Annotated in this window: 16 protein-coding genes and 1 pseudogene; 13 read left to right on the top strand and 4 right to left on the bottom strand. The window is 61.3% G+C overall.

All coding sequences use genetic code 11. The features are described from left to right. Positions 1 to 120 precede the first annotated feature (120 nt). Positions 121 to 1,104 carry a substrate-binding domain-containing protein gene (locus AC1DZ8_RS24480; protein ID WP_477307761.1) on the top strand — a complete coding sequence of 328 codons (984 nt, stop codon included), beginning with the start codon at positions 121 to 123 and terminating at the stop codon, positions 1,102 to 1,104. A 187-nt stretch (positions 1,105 to 1,291) separates the two neighbouring features. Here AC1DZ8_RS24480 and AC1DZ8_RS24475 read toward each other — a convergent pair whose 3' ends face one another. Next, positions 1,292 to 2,080: an N-acetyltransferase family protein gene (locus tag AC1DZ8_RS24475; protein ID WP_477401758.1), complete on the bottom strand. Its 789-nt coding sequence runs from the start codon at positions 2,078 to 2,080 to the stop codon at positions 1,292 to 1,294. A gap of 239 nt (positions 2,081 to 2,319) precedes the next feature. On the opposite strand from AC1DZ8_RS24475, the gene AC1DZ8_RS24470 reads away from it, so the two are divergent. The 5 genes from AC1DZ8_RS24470 to AC1DZ8_RS24450 all read left to right on the top strand — a co-directional run bounded on the left by AC1DZ8_RS24470 (position 2,320) and on the right by AC1DZ8_RS24450 (position 10,633). Further along, a complete protein-coding gene (locus AC1DZ8_RS24470) occupies positions 2,320 to 6,402 on the top strand; it encodes an NACHT domain-containing protein (RefSeq protein WP_477307765.1) in 4,083 nt (1,360 codons plus the stop codon). Positions 6,403 to 6,994: 592 nt separating this feature from the next. Continuing rightward, positions 6,995 to 8,305 (top strand): DUF1963 domain-containing protein, encoded by a 1,311-nt coding sequence (locus AC1DZ8_RS24465; protein WP_477307767.1) that lies wholly within the window; start codon positions 6,995 to 6,997, stop codon positions 8,303 to 8,305. A 63-nt stretch (positions 8,306 to 8,368) separates the two neighbouring features. Then, positions 8,369 to 8,584, top strand: a complete 216-nt coding sequence (locus tag AC1DZ8_RS24460) for a DUF1963 domain-containing protein (protein WP_477307769.1) — start codon at positions 8,369 to 8,371, stop codon at positions 8,582 to 8,584. Between the two features lie 202 nt (positions 8,585 to 8,786). Continuing rightward, a complete protein-coding gene (locus tag AC1DZ8_RS24455) occupies positions 8,787 to 9,344 on the top strand; it encodes an OsmC family protein (protein WP_477242243.1) in 558 nt (185 codons plus the stop codon). Positions 9,345 to 9,403: 59 nt separating this feature from the next. After that, entirely contained in the window at positions 9,404 to 10,633 is a 1,230-nt protein-coding gene (locus AC1DZ8_RS24450; protein WP_477307771.1) for an NAD(P)-binding domain-containing protein, read from the top strand. A gap of 70 nt (positions 10,634 to 10,703) precedes the next feature. Here the strand turns inward: AC1DZ8_RS24450 and AC1DZ8_RS24445 are convergent, their stop codons facing one another. From AC1DZ8_RS24445 to AC1DZ8_RS24435, 3 genes are read right to left on the bottom strand one after another with little or no spacing between them, the layout of a single operon-like run. Beyond that, positions 10,704 to 11,153, bottom strand: coding sequence for a CoA-binding protein (locus tag AC1DZ8_RS24445; protein WP_477307835.1), 450 nt, complete (start codon positions 11,151 to 11,153; stop codon positions 10,704 to 10,706). 5 nt (positions 11,154 to 11,158) lie between these two features. After that, a complete protein-coding gene (locus tag AC1DZ8_RS24440) occupies positions 11,159 to 11,530 on the bottom strand; it encodes a 2Fe-2S iron-sulfur cluster-binding protein (protein WP_477307773.1) in 372 nt (123 codons plus the stop codon). Beyond that, the gene (locus AC1DZ8_RS24435) at positions 11,527 to 12,882 is read right to left on the bottom strand and encodes a selenium-binding family protein (protein ID WP_477307775.1); all 1,356 of its coding nucleotides are present in this window, start codon (positions 12,880 to 12,882) and stop codon (positions 11,527 to 11,529) included. Before AC1DZ8_RS24435 ends, AC1DZ8_RS24440 begins: the two co-directional genes overlap by 4 nt. Positions 12,883 to 13,316: 434 nt before the next feature. Between AC1DZ8_RS24435 and AC1DZ8_RS24430 the strand changes: the two genes are divergently transcribed. The 7 genes and pseudogenes from AC1DZ8_RS24430 to AC1DZ8_RS24400 all read left to right on the top strand — a co-directional run. Beyond that, on the top strand, positions 13,317 to 13,604 hold the full coding sequence (locus tag AC1DZ8_RS24430) for a hypothetical protein (protein ID WP_477307777.1): 288 nt from the start codon (positions 13,317 to 13,319) through the stop codon (positions 13,602 to 13,604). A gap of 383 nt (positions 13,605 to 13,987) precedes the next feature. Then, entirely contained in the window at positions 13,988 to 14,557 is a 570-nt protein-coding gene (locus tag AC1DZ8_RS24425; RefSeq protein ID WP_477307779.1) for a TetR/AcrR family transcriptional regulator, read from the top strand. 49 nt (positions 14,558 to 14,606) lie between these two features. Next, positions 14,607 to 15,523 (top strand): annotated as a pseudogene (locus tag AC1DZ8_RS24420) (oxidoreductase). Between the two features lie 240 nt (positions 15,524 to 15,763). Continuing rightward, a complete protein-coding gene (locus AC1DZ8_RS24415; protein WP_477307781.1) occupies positions 15,764 to 17,071 on the top strand; it encodes a mechanosensitive ion channel family protein in 1,308 nt (435 codons plus the stop codon). Between the two features lie 217 nt (positions 17,072 to 17,288). Then, positions 17,289 to 18,080, top strand: coding sequence for a DJ-1/PfpI family protein (locus AC1DZ8_RS24410; protein ID WP_477307783.1), 792 nt, complete (start codon positions 17,289 to 17,291; stop codon positions 18,078 to 18,080). A 70-nt stretch (positions 18,081 to 18,150) separates the two neighbouring features. Then, positions 18,151 to 18,906 (top strand): alpha/beta fold hydrolase, encoded by a 756-nt coding sequence (locus AC1DZ8_RS24405; protein ID WP_434221247.1) that lies wholly within the window; start codon positions 18,151 to 18,153, stop codon positions 18,904 to 18,906. An 18-nt stretch (positions 18,907 to 18,924) separates the two neighbouring features. Then, positions 18,925 to 19,104 (top strand): putative quinol monooxygenase (locus AC1DZ8_RS24400; RefSeq protein ID WP_477401755.1); only part of this gene is annotated, 180 nt, incomplete at its 3' end.

The following is a 19,104-nucleotide window of genomic DNA, read 5'->3' as shown; positions in this document are numbered from 1 at the left end:
TCGCGCAAAAGTGAAATCGGTTTTGCGACAACGACATGCATCAACAAACAAGGAGGAGACGGCAACACGTGGACGTCAACCAAGGTCTGGCCCCCGGCCCGACGAGGAGGAGAGTGAGTTATGAGAACCATTACAAGAGCATCGACCCTCAAGGCCGTGCTTCTGGCCGGCGCCGGCCTGTGCATTGCCGGCACCGCCTACGCCGCCGAGCCGCTGGTGAAAGCCTGCGCCAAGGACGGCCAGTTCATCATCGGCTTTTCGCAGGCCAACAATGCCGAGCCCTACCGCCAGCACGTCAATGACGAGCTGGAGGCGGCGGCCAAGGAAGTCCCTGGCTTCACGTTGCAGATCGCCGACGGCGCCGGCAACGTCAACACGCAGACCTCGCAGGTCGACAATTTCATCACCCAGAAGGTCGACATCCTTTTGATCTCGCCCTTCGAGGCCGCACCGCTGACCCCGGCGGTGAAGCGCGCCATGGATGCCGGCATCCCGGTCATCGAGCTCGACCGCAAGACGGTCGGCGACCCCGGCAAGGACTACACCGCCTTCATCGGCGGCGACAATTTCAAGATCGCCGAGGAAGCCGGAAAGTACACCGCCAAGACGCTGCTGCCCGATGGCGGCGAGGCGGCGGTGCTGCAAGGCCTGCCGAGCTCGACGCCGGCCGTGGAGCGCCTGAACGGCTTCAAGGAAGGCGTGAAGGGAAACCCCAAGGTCCAGATCGTGGCCGAGCAGGCCGCCGACTGGGTGCCGGATAAAGCCCAGGTCGCTTTCGCCGCCATGCTGCAGGCGCACCCCGACATCAAGGTGCTCTACGCCTCCAACGACATGATGGCCGCCGGCGCGCTGCTCGCCGCCAAGGGCGCGGGCAAGGACGTCAAGATCATCGGCACCGACGGCCTGCCGGGCCCGGCCGGCGGCATCGAGGCCGTGGCCAAGGGCGACTGGGTCGCAACCTTCACCTACCCGACGGGCGCCAAGGAAGCGATCGAGATGTCGAAGAAGATCCTGCTCGATTGCGCGACATCGGTGGAGCCGACGGTGACGGTGGAAACCACCGCGATCACGGCCGAGAATGCCAAGCAGCTGATGGGGAAGTGAGGGGGGTTAGAGCGCGGCATTGAGGTTGATACGCAAGGCCCCGGGAGGGGCCTTGTTTGTTTTTGGGGAAGGTTGGCCCTGCCGAAGAATGGCAGCTTCGCGCCTCATGTCAGCCGTTTGCGTTGCCGTTCCAAAGCCCTAGAAGCAGTCGCCGCCGACGGAAAGCCGCTTTGAGCCTGACTCCCAGCTACGCGACAGTTATGCGATCCATGAAGTAGATGTGGCCTGCGTCGCGCTCAATCCCGAATGCCCGGCTTGACTCGTATTTGACTTTCTCGAAGTGCACCTGACGACCGCCGACCTCAATCCGGACGAAGTAGTCGTGGTATCCACTGTCGGCGGGGTTGAAGCAGTATACCCGTTGTGGCAGCTGGACCTGATTGCCGGAAAGTCGCTCGCCAAACCCCGCGAATCTCGCGAGCGGCTTCGGGGTGGCCGAGTATTTTTCTTCTTCCGTGAAAAACTCAATCGAAAAGGGTACCCTTTCGCCATCGGAAAGGCTGAATATCTGCGGGAGGATTTTGTAGGCGTAGATGCCCCCTCCGTTGCTCAGACGCTCCGGCACCGTCGTAAAGCCCATGTGTTTCCAAAAAGGCTCCGCGGTCGACGGGGCTATCTCGATCTCGATGACCGAGCGGCCTTGCCGGGCGGCAAGTCCCAGCATGAACTCTGCCAAAATGCGCCCATAACCTACCCCTCGGAGGTCCGGCCTAATCTCCATAATATCGTAGCCATCCAAGAAGCCAACCGCGCGGCCGTCCACTAGCAAAACATAGACCTGGGCATTTTCGCTGCGCCAGTCGCGCTTGACTGAGTCCCAATTGCAGCGGAATCCGCGGGCCAGCGGGTCGCTGGCAAAGCTCTCATTTTCTTCCCAAGTCTTCTGCGCCGCCTGATAGATGCTTTCTTCGGCGTCGAGCCATGCCTCAATCTCGGCCATTGTCACTTCGGTTGCGGGCACGATTTCATGAAACATGTAGGCTACATAGCAGCTCGTCTGCGGATGGTCAGCCGTATTGCAGCCATTGTGCCCGTGAAACGGCAATTTCCGGACATTCGCAGCAGGGTGACTTATGGCCTTGTGCACTTGCTTGAACGAAGGCTTTGCACCTGTTGTGCGCTATTCTGCTCGACTTTCGGCGATTCTGACAGCTGACATTGCCCCGTCATATGCTTAGGTTCGAGACAGGATCGGAGAGGAGACGTACAGTTCACATGGCAAGCGCCGCAGCGTCTGCTGAAACGCAGGATGAAGACACAGGCCTTGCGCCTGCCGCGGTTTATTTCCCCCGCCTGCTCACGCCCACCGATGCCTCGATTCTCGATAACCGAGTTGATGAGGAGGGACTTCTTGCCCTTGCCGGTAACAAGGTTGTCCTTGGCGAGCCTGGCATGGGCAAAAGCGAGCTGATGCGTGAGCTCGGCCGGCGGCTCGGCGTCGAACCGGTCACCGCGATCCGGTTCATCAATGCCAAGTATCCGGCCAACCTGGTGCCGACCGGCAAGCCATTACTGATCGACGGTCTCGACGAGGCAATGTCGCGGCGTGAAGGCGACGCAATTGACGCAATTCTCGCTCAGCTCGAAGAGGCCGGTTCGCCGCAGTTCGTCCTTTCGTGTCGGTCGCGCGAGTGGCAGGCGCGTAGCGTAACGAACCTGCGTCAACTCTACGGTGCCGATCCCAAATTGCTGACGCTTGAACCATTCGATCGAGCGGAAGCGCGCGCCTATCTGCTTTCGTATCATCCGAATGTGGATACCGATCATGTGCTCGACCATCTCGCATCGCACAGTCTGGAGGAATTGTATCGCAACCCACTGACGCTAGGTCTAATGGGACGGGTTGCCGAGAGCGACACACAACTGCCTGCGACGCGCGCGGCCTTGTTCGAGCGCGTCAGCGCGCTGATCTGGCCCGAGCACGATGCGGACCGGCAGGATTGTGGCTTGGCGCAACTCACCGAGGACGGGGCGCTCGACGCCGCAGGCGCGATTGCGGCTGGCCTGTTATTTGCTGGCGCCGAAGCCGCGAGTGCAGCCGGCGCGGCACAAGCCCAGCAGGGCAGCCTGCGGCTTGCCGACCTTGAGACGCTGCCTCAGGCAAAGGCCGTCCGAGCGATCTTTTCCTCTAAGCTGTTCCATAGCGTCGGTCCTTCGCTCGCCAAGCCGATCCACCGGGTCATCGCCGAGTATCTCGGCGCGCGCTGGCTCGCACGACAGGCAACAACGGCGCGGACGCAGCGGCGTGTGCTGGCGCAGTTGCAGGGTAGCGGCGGTGTGCCGGCGAGCCTGCGCGGTCTGCATGCTTGGCTCGCTTATCACAGTCCGGCGATGGCCGAGCGGGTCGTTGCTGTGGATCCCTATGGCGTCCTGCGCTACGGTGAAACTGCCGCGCTGACTCCGCATCTCGCGGATTGCCTGTTCGAGGCGCTCTGCATACTAGCTGAGGACGATCCATATTTCCGCGCGGCGGATTGGGACAGCAAGACCGCTGCGGGGCTGATGATTCCGGCGCTCAAGCCCAAGATCGACGCTATCATCGCCTCGGCGGCTAGCCGTGCCCATCTCCGCTCGTTGCTGATTGAAGGACTGGAGGGCACGTCGCTTGCTGCCGAACTGGCCGATACGCTTGAGGCGATCGTGCTGTCGCGGGAGCGCTTCTATCGCGAGCGCGACGACGCGGCGGACGCGTTGTTGCCGCATCGCGACCGTGTCTGGTGGCAAAGGACGATCGCAGCCCTAACCGATCAGGGCGGTGACGATGCACCGCGTCTCGCCCGCCAGTTGATCCAGCACATCCATGCCGACGTGTCGGACGGGTTGCTAGTTGCGACCTTGTTCGCCGAAATGGGGGTGACCAGTTGTTCGGTGCCACGCCGCAACGGACGCCGTGTCCATACGATGCGCAGCTATGATCGTCTGTTCGACGCGATTCCGTCGGGGCGGCTGATTGGGATGCTCGACCTAATCGCCGATTATGCCGAGCTGATATTCGACCGCGATTGGGAAAATGCCAATGAGGTCGCCGATATCATGGCGCATCTCATCGTCCGGGCAATCGACGAAGGAATGGCCGGACCGGCCCATGCACCTTTGCTTTGGCGCTGGCTCGGGACTATTGAGCAAGCACATCGATGGCATCACGAGGCGCAGAAGACGCTCGCCGGGCGGCTGGCGGCGCATGATGCGTTGCGTCGTGCGGTCCAGACGCATGTGCTGGCGAACGACCGGCGCAAGGACAGTCTGTGGGTCACTGAACACTATCTGCAACGCCGGCTGGTTGGGCTGACAACGCGGCCTGGTGACCTTGTCTGCGCGCTCGATCACCTCGCCCAACGTGACAGCGAAGAATCGGACCTGCGCCAAGATTGGAAGGATTTGGTGCAAATTGGCTGGGGCCGTGACGGGCTAGATCCGGATGTGAGGGCAGCGGCGGAAGCCTTCAAGCGTGGCGACAAGTCTCTCGCTGATTTCTTGCGCAAGCTGGAAAACCCCAAAAAGCCTGCCTGGGAGGTCCGGCAGGAGAAGGAAGCGGGCAAGCGGGAGCGAAAGCGCAAGGTGGCCTTTGAGATGGCGCGTCGTTACTTTGAAAAGGGGCGCGAGGATCTGCGTTCGGGCGAGTTGGCTGCGATCGTGGGTCCCGCGCGAGCCTATTTAGACCAGTTCCGCGACTTGCCCAGCGAACTGCCGCCGGACGAGCGCTTAGCCGAATGGATCGGGCCGGCGTTACGAGATGACGCGCTCGTCGGATTCGAGTCCGTTCTCCATCGCACCGATCTGCCCACCGCCGCAGAAATCGCCAACGCTTCCGCGCGCGGGACGACCTATAATTACGGTTTCGCGATCATGGCCGGGCTTTATGAGCGCGCGCGCAATGGAAAGGGCTTGGCCGACCTGTCCGAACCCCTCAAACAGGCCGCATTGCTGCTCAGCCATGACGATCATGGTTGGAGCATCGAGAAGGAAAAGGAGGAGCTGCGCGCGGCGCTCGAAGCCGATGTCTTCACCACTCCAGATGCGCGGCGCGCGTTCGCGCAGCTCTGGATCGAACCCGCGCTTACGGCGGGCAACGAACATGTCGCCGGGCTCTATATGCTCGCCCACGATCCAGACTGGCAGGCGACCGGCGTTGCGCTTGGCGCCGGCTGGCTAACCGCCTTTCCCAATGTTCCCGAGTCCGTCGAGGCTGGGTTGGTCGATTGCCTCACCCATGGCGGCGCGCTCGATGCGCTACGGCTGGTGGCCGAGGCGCGGGCCGCGACAGTGTTTCGCAATTTCGATCACATGTTGTCGTGGCTTGCGATCGATGTGCTGCTGCGGTTCGACGTGGTGCGGCCCACTCTCGGCGGAATCGGCGCAGAATATCCCGAATTCATCTGGTTCCTCCGCAACCGGTTCCAGTTCGAACAGCGCGGCAGTATGCTGCCGCTGAAGGCCGCGCAGTCTGAATGGATCATTACCGAGTTTCGTGAGCAGTGGCCCCATGCGGTGTTGGAAGGCTCTGGTTGGGGCGACACCAATGACTATAACGCGGCAGACTTTCTTCGCTCACTGATTAGCCGGATCGCTGACGACACGAGCGTCGAAGCGAGCGAAGCCATGGGGCGGCTCGTCGCTGGCCCCAATGACAGCTACGCCGAGTTCATTCGGCATATGGCAGCCGAGCAGCGGCAGAAGCGCGCCGAGGAGAGTTTTTCGGGGCTGTTGCCGCGCGATCTCGCAGCACTTCTCGACGACGGACCGCCGGGCAATATCGAGGACTTGAAGGCGTTGGTCCTCGAAGAGATGGATGTCGCGCGGCGCAAACTGATCGGTGACGACCTCGATTCGGTTGTCGAATTCTGGACCGATTCCGGAATTCCGCGCGACGAGAATCGCTGCCGCGACCGGCTGGCGGCGATGATCGGGGCCGAGCTCTCTCGTTACGACATTCAGCGGATTACCGAGGCGGATATGCCCCAGACCAAGCGGGCAGACCTCGCCTTCGCGCGGGGGGCCATGCAATTGCCGATCGAGGTTAAGGGCCAATGGCACACAGATGTCTGGGACGCGGCGACGGGCCAACTCGATGTTCAATATCTCGTCGACTGGCGCTCCGAACAGCGCGGCATTTATTGTGTGTTGTGGTTCGGCGATATGGCCTCGGCGAGCAACCGGCGGCTGAAGGTTCATCCTGACGGGCTTCCCGCGCCTACGAGTGCGGAGGAGATGTGCAAAATGTTGACTGCCCGGATTCCCGACGCGCGCCGCGCACTGATCGATGTGGTGGTATTCGATTTCACCGCTGGAAAATTCTAACGCAGCGCTTTGGGGCCATCCGCGGAATATTCAACGGCCGACGCGGTCTTAACCCCATAGCCTGCTGCTAGCAGGCCGAAACTAATATCCGGAGGCATGCTATCCATCGCGGCCGTTTGAGCCAGAAACGCGTTGACCGTCCCACGGCACCCTCATAACCACCTCCTGCGGGGATTCCGGGCACCGGCCTACTTAGCTTGCGTTTAAGCTCTGCCGTGTAAGGATCCGAAATCCGCGGTGCCGCACGCCATTGCTAGACAACTACGCGATAGACCGGTTTGGCGCACTGGCCGCGCCAGCCCACAGCCTCACTCACGGCGTCGTCGTAAACCCGCACTGTTCCATCTCGATCTGCTTGGCGATGCGGATGGCGTTCTGGGCCTCCGTCACGGTGCTGCTGTTCACGGTCTTGTCCGTCAGCGGGCTGACGGCTGCGCAGAGGTGGAAGACGTGCTCCGTCTCCGTGAGCTGCGCCCGGTATTGCCGCCGGATCGCGGATGGGTTGGCCCCTTGCTTGCGCAACGGCTGATATGACGGCAATAATCTGGTTGCGGGACGGAGTGACGTGGCTGACGACGGGGGGGTAAGCGTCATGGAAAAGCTGATGCCGCTGTTGGTGGTCGGGGCGATGCTCCTGATCGTTGGCGGCCTGGTTTACAGCGGGGCAAAACGCCTTGCCGGGCTGTTTTCGTCTTCAAAAGAAAAAGACAAGCCAGGCCGTGCGCGAACCTCTGAAGCGGCCCACGCTATATCGCCCAAACCCAACTCTGCGGCGGAAAAGCTGATCGCCGACATGCAGCAGCAGGCCAAGACCAGCGACGACCAGCGCAAGGCGGCGTTCAAAGCGCATGTCGAGCGCAAGATCCCACCGATTTCCGTCGATGGCCGCGAAGCGATCGAACGTGGGCAAGCCGCGCGCATTGCGATCAAGCACGTCTTTCCGCCGCGTCTTCCCCAACGAAGCATGAGCTATTTTGGTGGGCTGCCGATCGTCCCCGATGAGTTCGACTGGCCAACGGTTCACAATCGGGAGGGATTGCTCGAGCGCCTCAATTTCATGGCGCAGATTGACTGTTCGGATCTGCCGCCGGGACCAGGACGAGATCTGCTCCCCGAAAAGGGCTATCTCCATTTCTTTGCGCCGATGTCCGACACGTTCGGGGCGGACGCGATGCACTTCGTGGCGCGCTACGAACCACGTCAGGCGACACAGAAGTGGGCGCCGCTTGACATGCCCTTCACCGCCAGGATTCAGGGATCGGACCCCATGGAAGAAATCTTGCGGGGCAAGCGAACCCACTATGATCGGGTCGAGGTCGAGTTTGCCTGGATCGAGGAGCCGACCGACGCCGACGTCACGGCGCGTGCGCACGAAGGTCATGCTTTCGAGGTCGCCGACAAAATTCGCACCGAAAGGGTCGACGCCTTCTACGGTCCGCCAGTCGCCCCTGATCCGCTGCTTTCCGCTCATCATGCGCCGAAAGACACGCTCTGGACGCCGTATCCGGGATTTCCGGCCAATTGGCATTCGGCGCGGACTGTTCGGAAGCTTGTGGAGGCATATCATCGCGAAGAGGCGGCCGATGTCACGGCCCAACTGAAGGCGCTTGGCGATGTTGCCGAAGACAATCCGGAGGCCAAGCGGCTACGGACGGTGCAGCGCGAACTGTCGGCGTTCGGTTCGAAGATGTTCAACGCATTCTTTCCGACGGTCAACGCCGGACTGAAGGATTATGACGCACCGCCTCCCGAGGTGAAGCAGCAAATCCTTGCCTTTCTGGAAGATTTGCATGCCAACGGTATCCCGTCATCCTCAGTGCGGCGGCCGCATCATCGGCAGCTTCCGCAGGTGATGAACGATTGGCTTTCAATCGCGGCCATCAAAGCGCCGAGGGGGGACTGACAGATTCGGCCCGGTGCAGCGCTCATCGGTCCTGACGTCGTAGCCGCCCTGTCTCACCGCCACATGTCCCGTACCCATCAAATGCTTGGCAAGGGAGACGTCGTCCAGGTCGCGGCCGACGAGATGAAGGACCGCTACCTGCTGTTGCTCCAACTTGGGCCGGATATGGCGCTCAACTGGACCGTCGGCGAGATGGGGCCGCTGCAATATTGGATCACGCCAGAGGACCTTGCGGCCAAGCGATTCCAGAACGCCATTCTGACGATAGAAGCCTACTGACGGTTTGGCGCACCCAACTGGGCCGGCCAGAACGCCGGCGGGCTCACGGCGTGGTCGTGAACCCGCATTGCTTCCCCAACGGAAACAACTTGTCGAAACGCTTCGCGACCCATAGCATGCCGCGTCATGGTGAAATCTGATCAGGAGGTCAGTGGAATCGGTCGGGTTTTTGAGCCAGTGCAAGGTAGGGAGGATAATAATTATGGCTTCCGAAGTACAGGCAAACAACGGCGTTAACGTCGAGGCGCTGCTCGCCGCAAAAGAAGCGCTTACCAACGCCCCGGAGGCCGCGCAGTTCAAGTGGCGCGCGGCCTGCGAATGGAAGGACGGCACCCACAGCCACTCGACGGTCGAGAGTTTTTACGGTCTCGGCCAGGATCAGCATCGCAAGACCACCTTCGCATTCGATGCCGACCATCCGGAGGTCTTCGCTTCCCTGGATCAGGGCGCCACGCCGGTCGAATACGTGCTGGTCGGGCTGGCCAGTTGCCTGACCGCCGGCATCGCTGCGGTTGCCCAGAACCGGAACATCCAGTTGAAGTCGGTGAAGGCGACCATCGAAGGCGACATGGATCTCGCCGGGATACTTGGTATCGACAGCGACGTGCGCAACGGCTTCAGCGGCATCACGGTAAGGTACAACATCGACGCCGACGCCAAGCAAGAAGACATCGAGGCGCTCGTCGCTCAGTCGCAGAAGCGGTCGGCGGTCTATGACATTGTCACCAATCCGACGAACGTCACGGTCGTGGTGAACTGAAAGGCGCTTCGAACCGTAGACTCTCCCGATAAGAGGGCGCGATTAGTTCCGTCACCACAGTGATCGTCGGTGCAGGGCACGCGGGGCTCGCGATGAGCCGCTGCCTCGCGGAGCGCTCTATCGACCACGTGCTGCTGGAGCGCGGCGAGATCGCCCATAGCTGGCGCACCGAGCGATGGGATTCGCTGCGGCTGCTCACCCCGAACTGGCAGAGCCGGCTGCCGGGCTTCCGCTATGACGGCGACGACCCCGACGGCTACCGGACGATGCCTGAAGTGATCGACTTCCTCGGGAACTATGCCAAGGCGATCTCGGCTCCGGTCAGAACCCACACGACCGTTACCTCGGTTCGCAGCGACGGGGCGGGATATCTTGTGCGCACGGACCGCGGCGAGTGGCGGTGTCGGACCGTCGTGCTGGCGTCGGGCGCGTGCAACATCGCGCGCCTGCCCGATTTCGCCGTCCGCGTGCCGCCGTCGGTCGCCATGCTGACGGCGCAGTCCTACCGCAATCCGGGCCAGGTCGCCGACGGTGGCGTGCTGGTGGCGGGCGCGTCGGCCAGCGGCACCCAGATCGCACAGGAGCTGCAGCGCTCGGGACGCCAAGTGACCCTGTCGGTGGGCGAGCACATCCGGGCACCCCGCGTCTATCGCGGCAAGGACCTCGAATGGTGGATGGACGCCGCCGGCGTGCTCGACGAGCGCTACGACGAGGTGGACGACATCAGGCGGGCGCGACGGGTTCCTTCGCTGCAGCTTGCCGGCACGCCCGACCGCACCACCCTCGACCTCAATGCGCTCGACGACCTCGGCGTCCGGCTCATCGGTCGTCTTGCCGGCATCACCGAAGACGGCAAGGCCCAGTTTGCGGGGTCGTTGCGCAACATGTGCGCGCTTTCCGATCTCAAGATGGCCCGGCTACTCGACCTCATCGACGAATGGGCGCGCACCAACGACCTGGACGCGACGGTCGGGCCGCCGGATCGCCTGCCGCCGACCCGTGTCGAGGACAGCCCGCCGCTCGGCCTCGACCTCGCCGCAGGCGCGATCAGGACGATCATCTGGGCCACCGGCTACCGGCCGGACTACTCCTGGCTGGAACTGCCGGTCTTCGACCGCAAGGGCTACGTCCGCCACGATGGCGGGGTTGCGGAACATCCGGGCCTGTACCTGATGGGGATGCAGTTTCTGCGCCGCCGCAAGTCTGCGTTGATCGACGGCGCCGGCGACGACGCGCGTGATCTCAGCGACCATCTGGCATCGTATCTCGGGCAAAATTCAATCTGCTAGCAGTATCAACGTCCAGGACCGAAGGGAACAGACCGGTTACCGCGACACACCGAATTCCGTGTGCCTGCAATCATATTCCCAGGTGCAACTTCGGCTTCCAGAAGGGGCGGAACAACTCGATCTTGGGACAGCGGTTCATCACCACTTTCAAGCCCGCTTCCTCCGCCAACCGGGCGGCAGCGTCATCGCGCACCCCAATCTGAGCCCACAAAACCTTGGCATTGATGGCGATAGCCTCCTGTGCAACCTCCAGCAAATCCTCAGAGCGGCGAAAAACCTCAACCATATCCACAGGCCGGTCGATGGCCGCCAGTGACGGATACACCTTAAGCCCTCGAATTTCATCCAGACCGGAACTGGGGTTGACCGGGATCATGTCATAGCCGGTTTCGTGCAGCACCCTGAGAACACCATAGGAAAACTTGGTCTTGTCGGGGCTGGCCCCCACCATCGCGATGGTTTTGACCGATTTCAGAATGTCTTGCAGATAAGCCTCCGAATAGGGCTCATCATGATTCATATGGGTCATTTCTTTGCTTCCAACGGGGTCGCGATATCGGCTTTCAATTCATGCGCGGCCAGCGGGTCAAGGAAGGGGTTGCGATAGAGCTTGTCGTGGCTCTCAACGCCGACCTCCAGCGTGCAGTCGCTCATAGGGCGGGCGACGCAGAGGATTATATAGCCATTGTTGATCTGGCGGTTGTTCAGCGCCCGCTGCGCCTTTTGATCGACTTTGCCGCTGATCATCTTGGCCGCGCAGGTGATGCAGCCGCCGTACTTGCAGCCGTAGGGCAGGTCCACGCCCTGCTCGCGCAAGCTTTGCAAGAGCGGCTTGCGGTGATCGACGTCAAAGGCTGCACCGCCTTGATTGGCGAGAGTGATGGTGAAGCTGGTCATACCCAGATGTCACTTGTGCAATCACCGCCGGGATAACGGGTTTCGTGGCAGCGGCTTGGCCCATTTGGCTCCTTGCCGAAATCAACGACAAACCGCGGATCGATTTCCATGCCACCGTTTTCCGTATCGCAATTGACCATCAGCATGCAGCCGCCATTGGTCCGGATTTCCGGATAGAACTGGTTGTCCCAGGTCGAGAAGAGTGAGGTCGTCACATAGAGGCGCTTGCCGTCGAGGCTGAGCTGTATCATCTGCGGCCCGCCAGTCACTTTCACGCCATTGACCTCAGGCGCACGGCCGAGAAGTCCGCCCATCCACACTTGTCCGGTAAGCTTGGCGTTGTGAGGGTCCGAGATGTCATACTGGCGGATATCGCCGTGCAACCAGTTGCAGAGATAGAGGTATCGATCGTCCATGCTGAGCAGAATGACCGAGATCACGCCCGGTATTGGTATCGGCCATTCGGGATGCGGCTCATTGCCGACATCGATAATTTTTTCCCATTGCCAGTCACCCGCCGCGTCCTTCCACCAATGGATGATATTTGCAGAAAGGGCCGCGCCAACAAAGCCGTGACTGCTGTCGGGGTTATGATGGAATCGCACTTCCAGTGGGATCAAGCCATCTTCGCCGAGATAGAATGTTTGCTTTGGCTCCTTCTTTTCAAAATCCCAGAAATGGATCTCTCGGCCATATTTCAGATGGCCAACCTCTTCCAGGTCAAAGCCAGGCATGAAGGTATTGGGCGCGGCCCATTCTGAGCTGACCATCACGTTGTGTCGCGGCTGGTACCAGAAATCATAGCCAAACTTGATGCTACCCATGGAGTTTTCCCAGCGGCCGACGATCTCGAACTCCTTGCTGAGTTGCAGATAGCCGCCGGGGGCATTGCCTTGAGCATCGCCAAGCATGGAAACGATGATGTCCGAGCCGAGGCAATGCACCGTGTGTGGCGCCGACAGATTGGTCCTGGCTTTGATGTCAGCGCCGTCTATGACCTTGAACAGTGTCGGGTTGCGGGGATCGGTAGCGCAATCGACAATATGCAGATTGGACGAGCGCACACCCGGCACAATCAGATATTTCCGCTCCATGCTCGCATCGCCATGGCACGACGAACAGGCATTCCAGCCCGAGTGATGAAGCTCATCGCCAATGCCCGGCATCTGCAAACGCGAAATCACCTGGCTGTAGGTCGAACTCTCCGGGTCGACATCGATGGTGCACAGATAGTCCGGCTTCTGAATGCCCGTGCCGGTGTAGATGGCAATCGTATAGAGCAGCTTTTCGCGAGGTGCCGTCATCGCCTCGGCTGGAGAAGCATAGCCCGGTCCACAGCAATGATTGGTCATGGGTACTTCCCTTTGAACAGATCACTGGCCAGCCCCAACGGGGTCGAGCTGGAATGTTAGTGCATGCTTGGCATTGGCGCTATGGCCGGGGTGGCTTGTAAAGTGCGCACGTGACGTACAACTTGGCGACAGAGCCCCGTGGGACGCCAGGTATTGACCGCCCGAGGGTTATTGAGAACCCTTGCAGCGGCCCGGCGCCCAGAGGTCCGCTTCCGGCCTTCCGAGCCTCGAAGCCGCCGGACGAGTCCAACACCTGGGTCCCAGGCCAATTTCCGCCTGCTGCGCCCCACCTTATTGCAAGACGTTCAAATTTGAGCTTCCGCGCTCATGCTTTGTCGAGAGAATCTCCTGTACTCTTTTAAGGCTTCTGCGTCGTAATTTTTAGCCGTTCTGAATCGCCGCAGGCGACGATGACGACGGAATAGGAGAACGCAATGACTCGCAATCACGTTGAACGTCTTGAAGAGTTTAGGGAAATCCTGGTCGCGACTCGACGCGAAGGAGTCCGTAACGTGCACCATACTCGCGACGCGATGCGGGCAAGTGGCTTTCAGATCGGGGACAGCGATGGCTCCAGCTACGGAGCCGAGTTGAAGGCGCTCCAAGAGGAAATCGAGGCAGTAGATCGCGCCATCGAAGAAGAGAAGCGGTTGGCCTTGACCCTCGAGAGCGCGGATCAATCCCGCCGACCGACCAAACCGAGAATTGTGAAGCGAGCATAGGGTCGGGTACGGCCCTTTGGCGCCTGTCGCGTCGATCGCCTGCGGCCTGGTGTCGGACTTCCTGCCGCCGTGGCGGTGCAGCCGACGGTGACGGTGGAGACCACCCTCGATCAGGGCTGAGAATGCCAAGCAACTGATGGGGAAGTGAGCGGCGAACCGCTCTACGGCAGCGTTTGATACGGCAAGGCCCGGCGAGGGGCCTTGTTGCGTTTCGGCAAGTTACGGTGAATGGCGCGCTTCGCGCCGCATCTCGGTCAATCCGCCAGCCCCTGCCGTCCTCGCAGAACGGACATCTCTTCGCGCGGTGCCCAAGGGGGTTGACCAATCTCATGTCATCTCCTATATGATTGAGTATCTACTCACTCAATATCGTTAGACGGAATATGGCGCGTCCCCTTAGTGAAGAAAAGCGACAGGCACTGCTCGATGCGGCGGCCGAGTTCGTCGCCAGCCTGGGCACGGGCGCGTCCACGGCCAAGATCGCAAAGGCTGCCGGCGTTTCTGAGGGGACGCTGTTCACTTACTTTCCAACCAAGGACGATCTGCTCAACCAACTCTTTGTCGAGATCGAGACCGACCTCACAGAGACGATGCTAGCCCCATATCCGGCGGACTCTTCCGCCAAAGACCGATTATTCGCGGTTTGGAACCGTCTGATTGACTGGGGACTGGCTCACGCCACAGCGCGCAAGGCCCTTCGCCAATTGAAGGTGTCGGATCGCGTGACAGCGGAAAGCCGGAACCGGTGCCACGCTATGCAGCGGGATGCGCGGACGATGGTGGAGGAGTGTCTCGCCGGCCATGCCGCGTCTGACAGGATCGCCTTCTACATCGATACTATTCTCTTCGACTTGGCCGACATCAGCATCAACGCGGTCACAGCCAAACCTCAGGAAAGTGACGCCATCCGGCAGGCCGGATTCGACCTGTTCTGGAAGGGGTCTGCCGCCTGAGTTTTAACCCATAAATGAGTATGTCATTACTCATGTATAAGGATCGAAAATGTCTAAGAGCAAGGGTTTCACCGAAGCCAACGTCCCCCAACAGACGGGAAAAAGCTTCATCGTCACCGGCGCCAACGCAGGCGTAGGATTCGAAATCGCGCGGGTGCTTGCCGCCAGGGGCGCGCGCGTCCTGCTTGGCTGCCGCGAGCAGACCAGGGCGCAGGATGCCATCGCGCGGATCAAGCGGACACGCCGAAGGCCGATCTCGTCTGGTTGCCGCTGGACCTCGGTGACCTCGACAGCGTTCGTACCGCAGCCGAGATCGCCGCGAAGGAGCCACGGATCGATGCGCTCATCAACAATGCCGGGATTATGAACCCACCGCTGACGCGCACGAAGCAGGGGTTCGAATCGCAGTTCGGCGTCAATCATCTCGGCGTGTTCGTGCTCACCTCGCTGCTCCTGCCTAAACTTGCGGAGACGCCGGGATCGCGGGTGGTCGTGACGTCGAGCGTCGCGCATCTGAAGGCCAAGATCGACTGGGACGACCTCAACGCCGACAAGAGCTACATCAAGACCGATCGCTACGGCGCCAGCAAACTGGCGAACGCGCTGTTCTTCTTCGAACTGGATCGTCGCCTGCGCGCGGCGAAGTCGCCCGTCACGGCAATCGGCGTTCACCCTGGCATCGCCAGCACAAGTCTTGGCCGCCATATGGGGATTGTCCAGTTCGCGGGCCCGATCGTCGGCCTATTGCTCAACAGCGCCGACAAGGGCGCGTGGCCGGCACTTCTGGCTGCGACCGGCAGGGTGAAGCCTGGAGGCTATTACGGTCCCACCGGCTTTGGGGGAATCCGCGGTGTAGCCGGCGAAGCAAACCGCGCGCCGCACGCCGAAAGTCCCGCGCTCGCGAAGCGGCTCTGGGACGTCTCCATCGCCATGACCGGCATCGATCCAGGCTTGCCGGCCGCCTGACCTCACGCACCAGATCAACGCTGCGAAGCCGTGGCTTCCAGCGAAAAGCAAAGGAGATGGCATGAATGAGCGGTGATCGGCTTACACTCCGGACGTCAGGAATGGGTGGAACCACGTCGATTGCCTTGGGGCGGAGCCGGCATCGAGAGTGACCGCTACGGACCCTGAAGGTCGGCTTGACCAATCACAGGGCCGACGACATTGTGGACGTGCAATTCGTAGCCAAGTGGTCGTGTGGCAATGGATTTTCGCGACGCCATCGATAGAGCGCTGGCCTGGGCCGGCGGATGGTTCGACTATGCCGCCGCGCCCTGGTTCGTCTATCAGATCGGCATCATTGCCTCGCTCTTTGCGGTGGCGAAGCTGGCGGCGCTGCGGGTCGAGCCTTTCGTCGAGAACCAGGCACGCCAGATTAAGGGCCATCCCGGACTCTTAAGGGTCGTCATCGCGCTGTTGCGGCGCACCGACTGGATTCTGTTCATTATCTTCCTTGTTGCCGCGCTCAACCTATTGCTCGCCTTCACTTGGCCGAGCCGCACCCATCTCCTGCTCGTCGCGCTGTTGCTCTCGCTGGCGTGGCTGTTCGCGACCGTGCTGTCGCGCATCATCCGCAACCGCCTCGTCGCGCGCACGCTGGGTTGGCTGGCCTGGATCTACGCGGCCCTTGTCATCCTGGGCGTCAGTGACGAGGCGGCCGCCGTCCTCGATAGCCTGGCAATCCCTCTCGGCGCGGTTCGCCTTTCGGCCCTCATGGTGCTGAAGGCGGCGCTGCTCCTGATCGCAACGGTCTGGCTTGCGGTGGTCACCGGCAATTACATCGATGAGCGCGTCCGCCTCTCCGAGGAACTGACACCGTCGATCCGCGTCCTCGTCGGCAAGGTCGCAAAGATCGGCCTCGTGCTGGTGGCCGGTGCCGTGGCACTTTCCGCCGTCGGTCTCGACTTGACGGCGCTGACGGTGTTTTCCGGCGCCGTTGGCGTCGGTCTCGCTTTCGGGCTGCAGAAGGTCGTTTCGAATTTCGTCTCCGGCGTGATCATCCTGCTCGACAAGTCGATCAAGCCGGGCGACACGATTTCGCTCGAAGGCACCTTCGGCTGGATACGCGAATTGCGGGCGCGCTTCGTCTCAGTGGTGACGCGCGACGGCCGCGAATTCCTGATCCCCAACGAGGACTTCATCACCCAGAGGGTTATCAACTGGTCGTTCAGCGACAACCTCGTGCGCCTCGACGTGAACTTCGGCGTCTCCTACGACGCCGATCCGCACAAGGTCAGCGAACTGGCGATAGAGGCCGCGATCAGCGTCGGCCGGGTCGAGGCCGACCGGCGACCGGTCTGCTGGCTGACCGACTTCGGTGACTCCTCGCTGAACTTCGTCCTGCGCTTCTGGATCCGAGACCCGCAGCAAGGCCTGACCAACGTGCGCGGCAAGGTGCTGCTGGCGCTGTGGGACACGTTCAAGGCAAACGGCATAAGCATCCCCTATCCGCATCGCGAGATCATCATGAAAGGGGCTGGGCCGGTAAGACGAGGGCACGACGACCAGTGATCTTCTCGATGTTGATGCGGAAGAAAAGGTGAGGCGGACTAGGCACCTTGTCCTCGGCGCGAGTGTCTCGCCGCCTGGCCGAATCCCTGCCATCACGACCCGCTCTGGTTTTTACCTCTTTTAACCAGCCGACCTGCCGTCGCCGCGATATCGTATCCGCAGTTCCCGGATGGCCGGCTTCGGTCCGCCATCCACCGCGAAACATCCGGAGGCTTTCATGAGCAAGGGAAAAGTGGTGGTGCTGGGCTCGAACGCCACACGTATCGAAATTCAGGGAGGCGGCACGGGACCGACAGGACAATATCTCAATGAAACAGTGGTGCCGATGATGGCGCTTGTCGGGGCAGGCTATGAAGTCTTGCTCGCCACTCCCTCAGGCGCCAAGCCATACATCGACCCGGTGTCCGATGCGGTCCAGCATTTCGGCGGCGATGAGACGGCGTATCGGCGTGGCAAGGATTTCTTCGCCAACGATCCGTCGACGAACCAGGGCCGCACCTTGCGATCGGTGGTCGAGGAGGGACTGGACAACTATGCGGGCGTGTTCGTCCCGGGAGGCCAAGGGCCGGTCGTCGATCTGATGCAAGATCCCGACGCGGGCGAGATACTTCGGCATTTCCATGCGGCCGGAAAGCCTACCGCGCTGCTCTGCCACGGCCCGATCGTCTCGATCTCCGCATTGCCTCGGGCGAAGAAATTTCGCGAGGCGCTGATTCAGGGCGACCGAACCAAGGCAGCCGAACTTGCGAAAGGATGGCAATATGCCGGCTACAGGATGACAGTCTATTCGGCCAGCGAGGAAAAACCCATTGAGGACAACATCCTCCACGGCAAGCTCTATTTCCACATGCCAGAATCCTTAGACCTGGCAGGCGCTAAAACGACCGTCGGCCCAGATTTCGAGCCCTATGTGATCGAGGACCGTGAGCTGATCACGGGCCAGAATCCGCGCTCAGACCATCCGATCGCCGCCGCCCTGATCGCTGCGCTGAACCGGAATCGCACGTGAGCTTAACAGGCAGGCGCACCGGTTCGGCCGCCCAGACGCAAGGTGAAACCAGAAACTGATGGAGACGATTATGAAACGATCAATTTGGGGATTTCTCGCTGCCATGATTATCGCATCTTCAGCCGCCTCTGCTGCCGCCGACAAGCCCGTCTCGATCGTCCTGGTGCATGGCGCGTTCGTCGACGGCTCCGGCTGGCAAGCAGTGTTCGACATCCTGACCGGCGACGGGTACGAGGTGCTGGTCGTGCAGAACCCGACGATCAGCCTTAGCGGCGACGTTGCAGCCACCAATCGTGTGATCGCCGCGGCAAGCAAGCCGGTCGTCCTCGTGGGCCATTCCTATGGCGGGATGGTCATCACCGAGGCAGGCGATAATCCGAAGGTGCAGAGCCTGGTCTACCTTGCCGCCTTTGCGCCCGACGCCAAGGAATCGGTCGCATCGCTTGCTGAGCAACCCGTGCCTGCGGGAGAGTCGGGAGCGCCCCTGCTGCCGCCGAAAGATGGCTACCTGCTGGTCGATCCCTCAAGATTTCCGACCGCTTTCGCAGCGGACGTCGATCCCACGGTAACCGGCTTCATGGCCGTCGCCCAGGTTCCGTGGGGCCTGGAGGCGGTGCAGACTCCAATCGACAAGGTTGCATGGAAGGCCAAGCCCTCGCACTTCATGGTCACCAAGAAAGACATGATGATCCCCCCGACGTTCCAGCGAACCTTCGCCAAGCGGGCTGGCGCCACGACCGTCGAGATCGACAGCAGCCACGCGGTGATGCTGTCGCATCCGCAGGATGTTGCGGCTTTCATCGAGAGTGCGGCAACCGCGAAATAGCGAACCGAGAAGTAGACCATGTCTCACGTCAAGATCATGGCGACCTTGCTTGCCAGGCCTGGCAAGGCCGGAGAGCTTGAGGCCCTGCTGTTCAGCATGGCGCCCGAGTGCAGGGCAGAATCGGGAAACCTGCGATGGGACGTCTGGCGGGACCAGGCCAAAGCAGACCGCTATGCGCTGGACGAACTCTATGTCGAC

The organism is Mesorhizobium sp. P2_F7 (assembly GCF_056403695.1).
The sequence above is the reverse complement of the archived record's forward strand: the minus strand, read 5'-3'. Positions and strand labels throughout refer to the sequence as shown.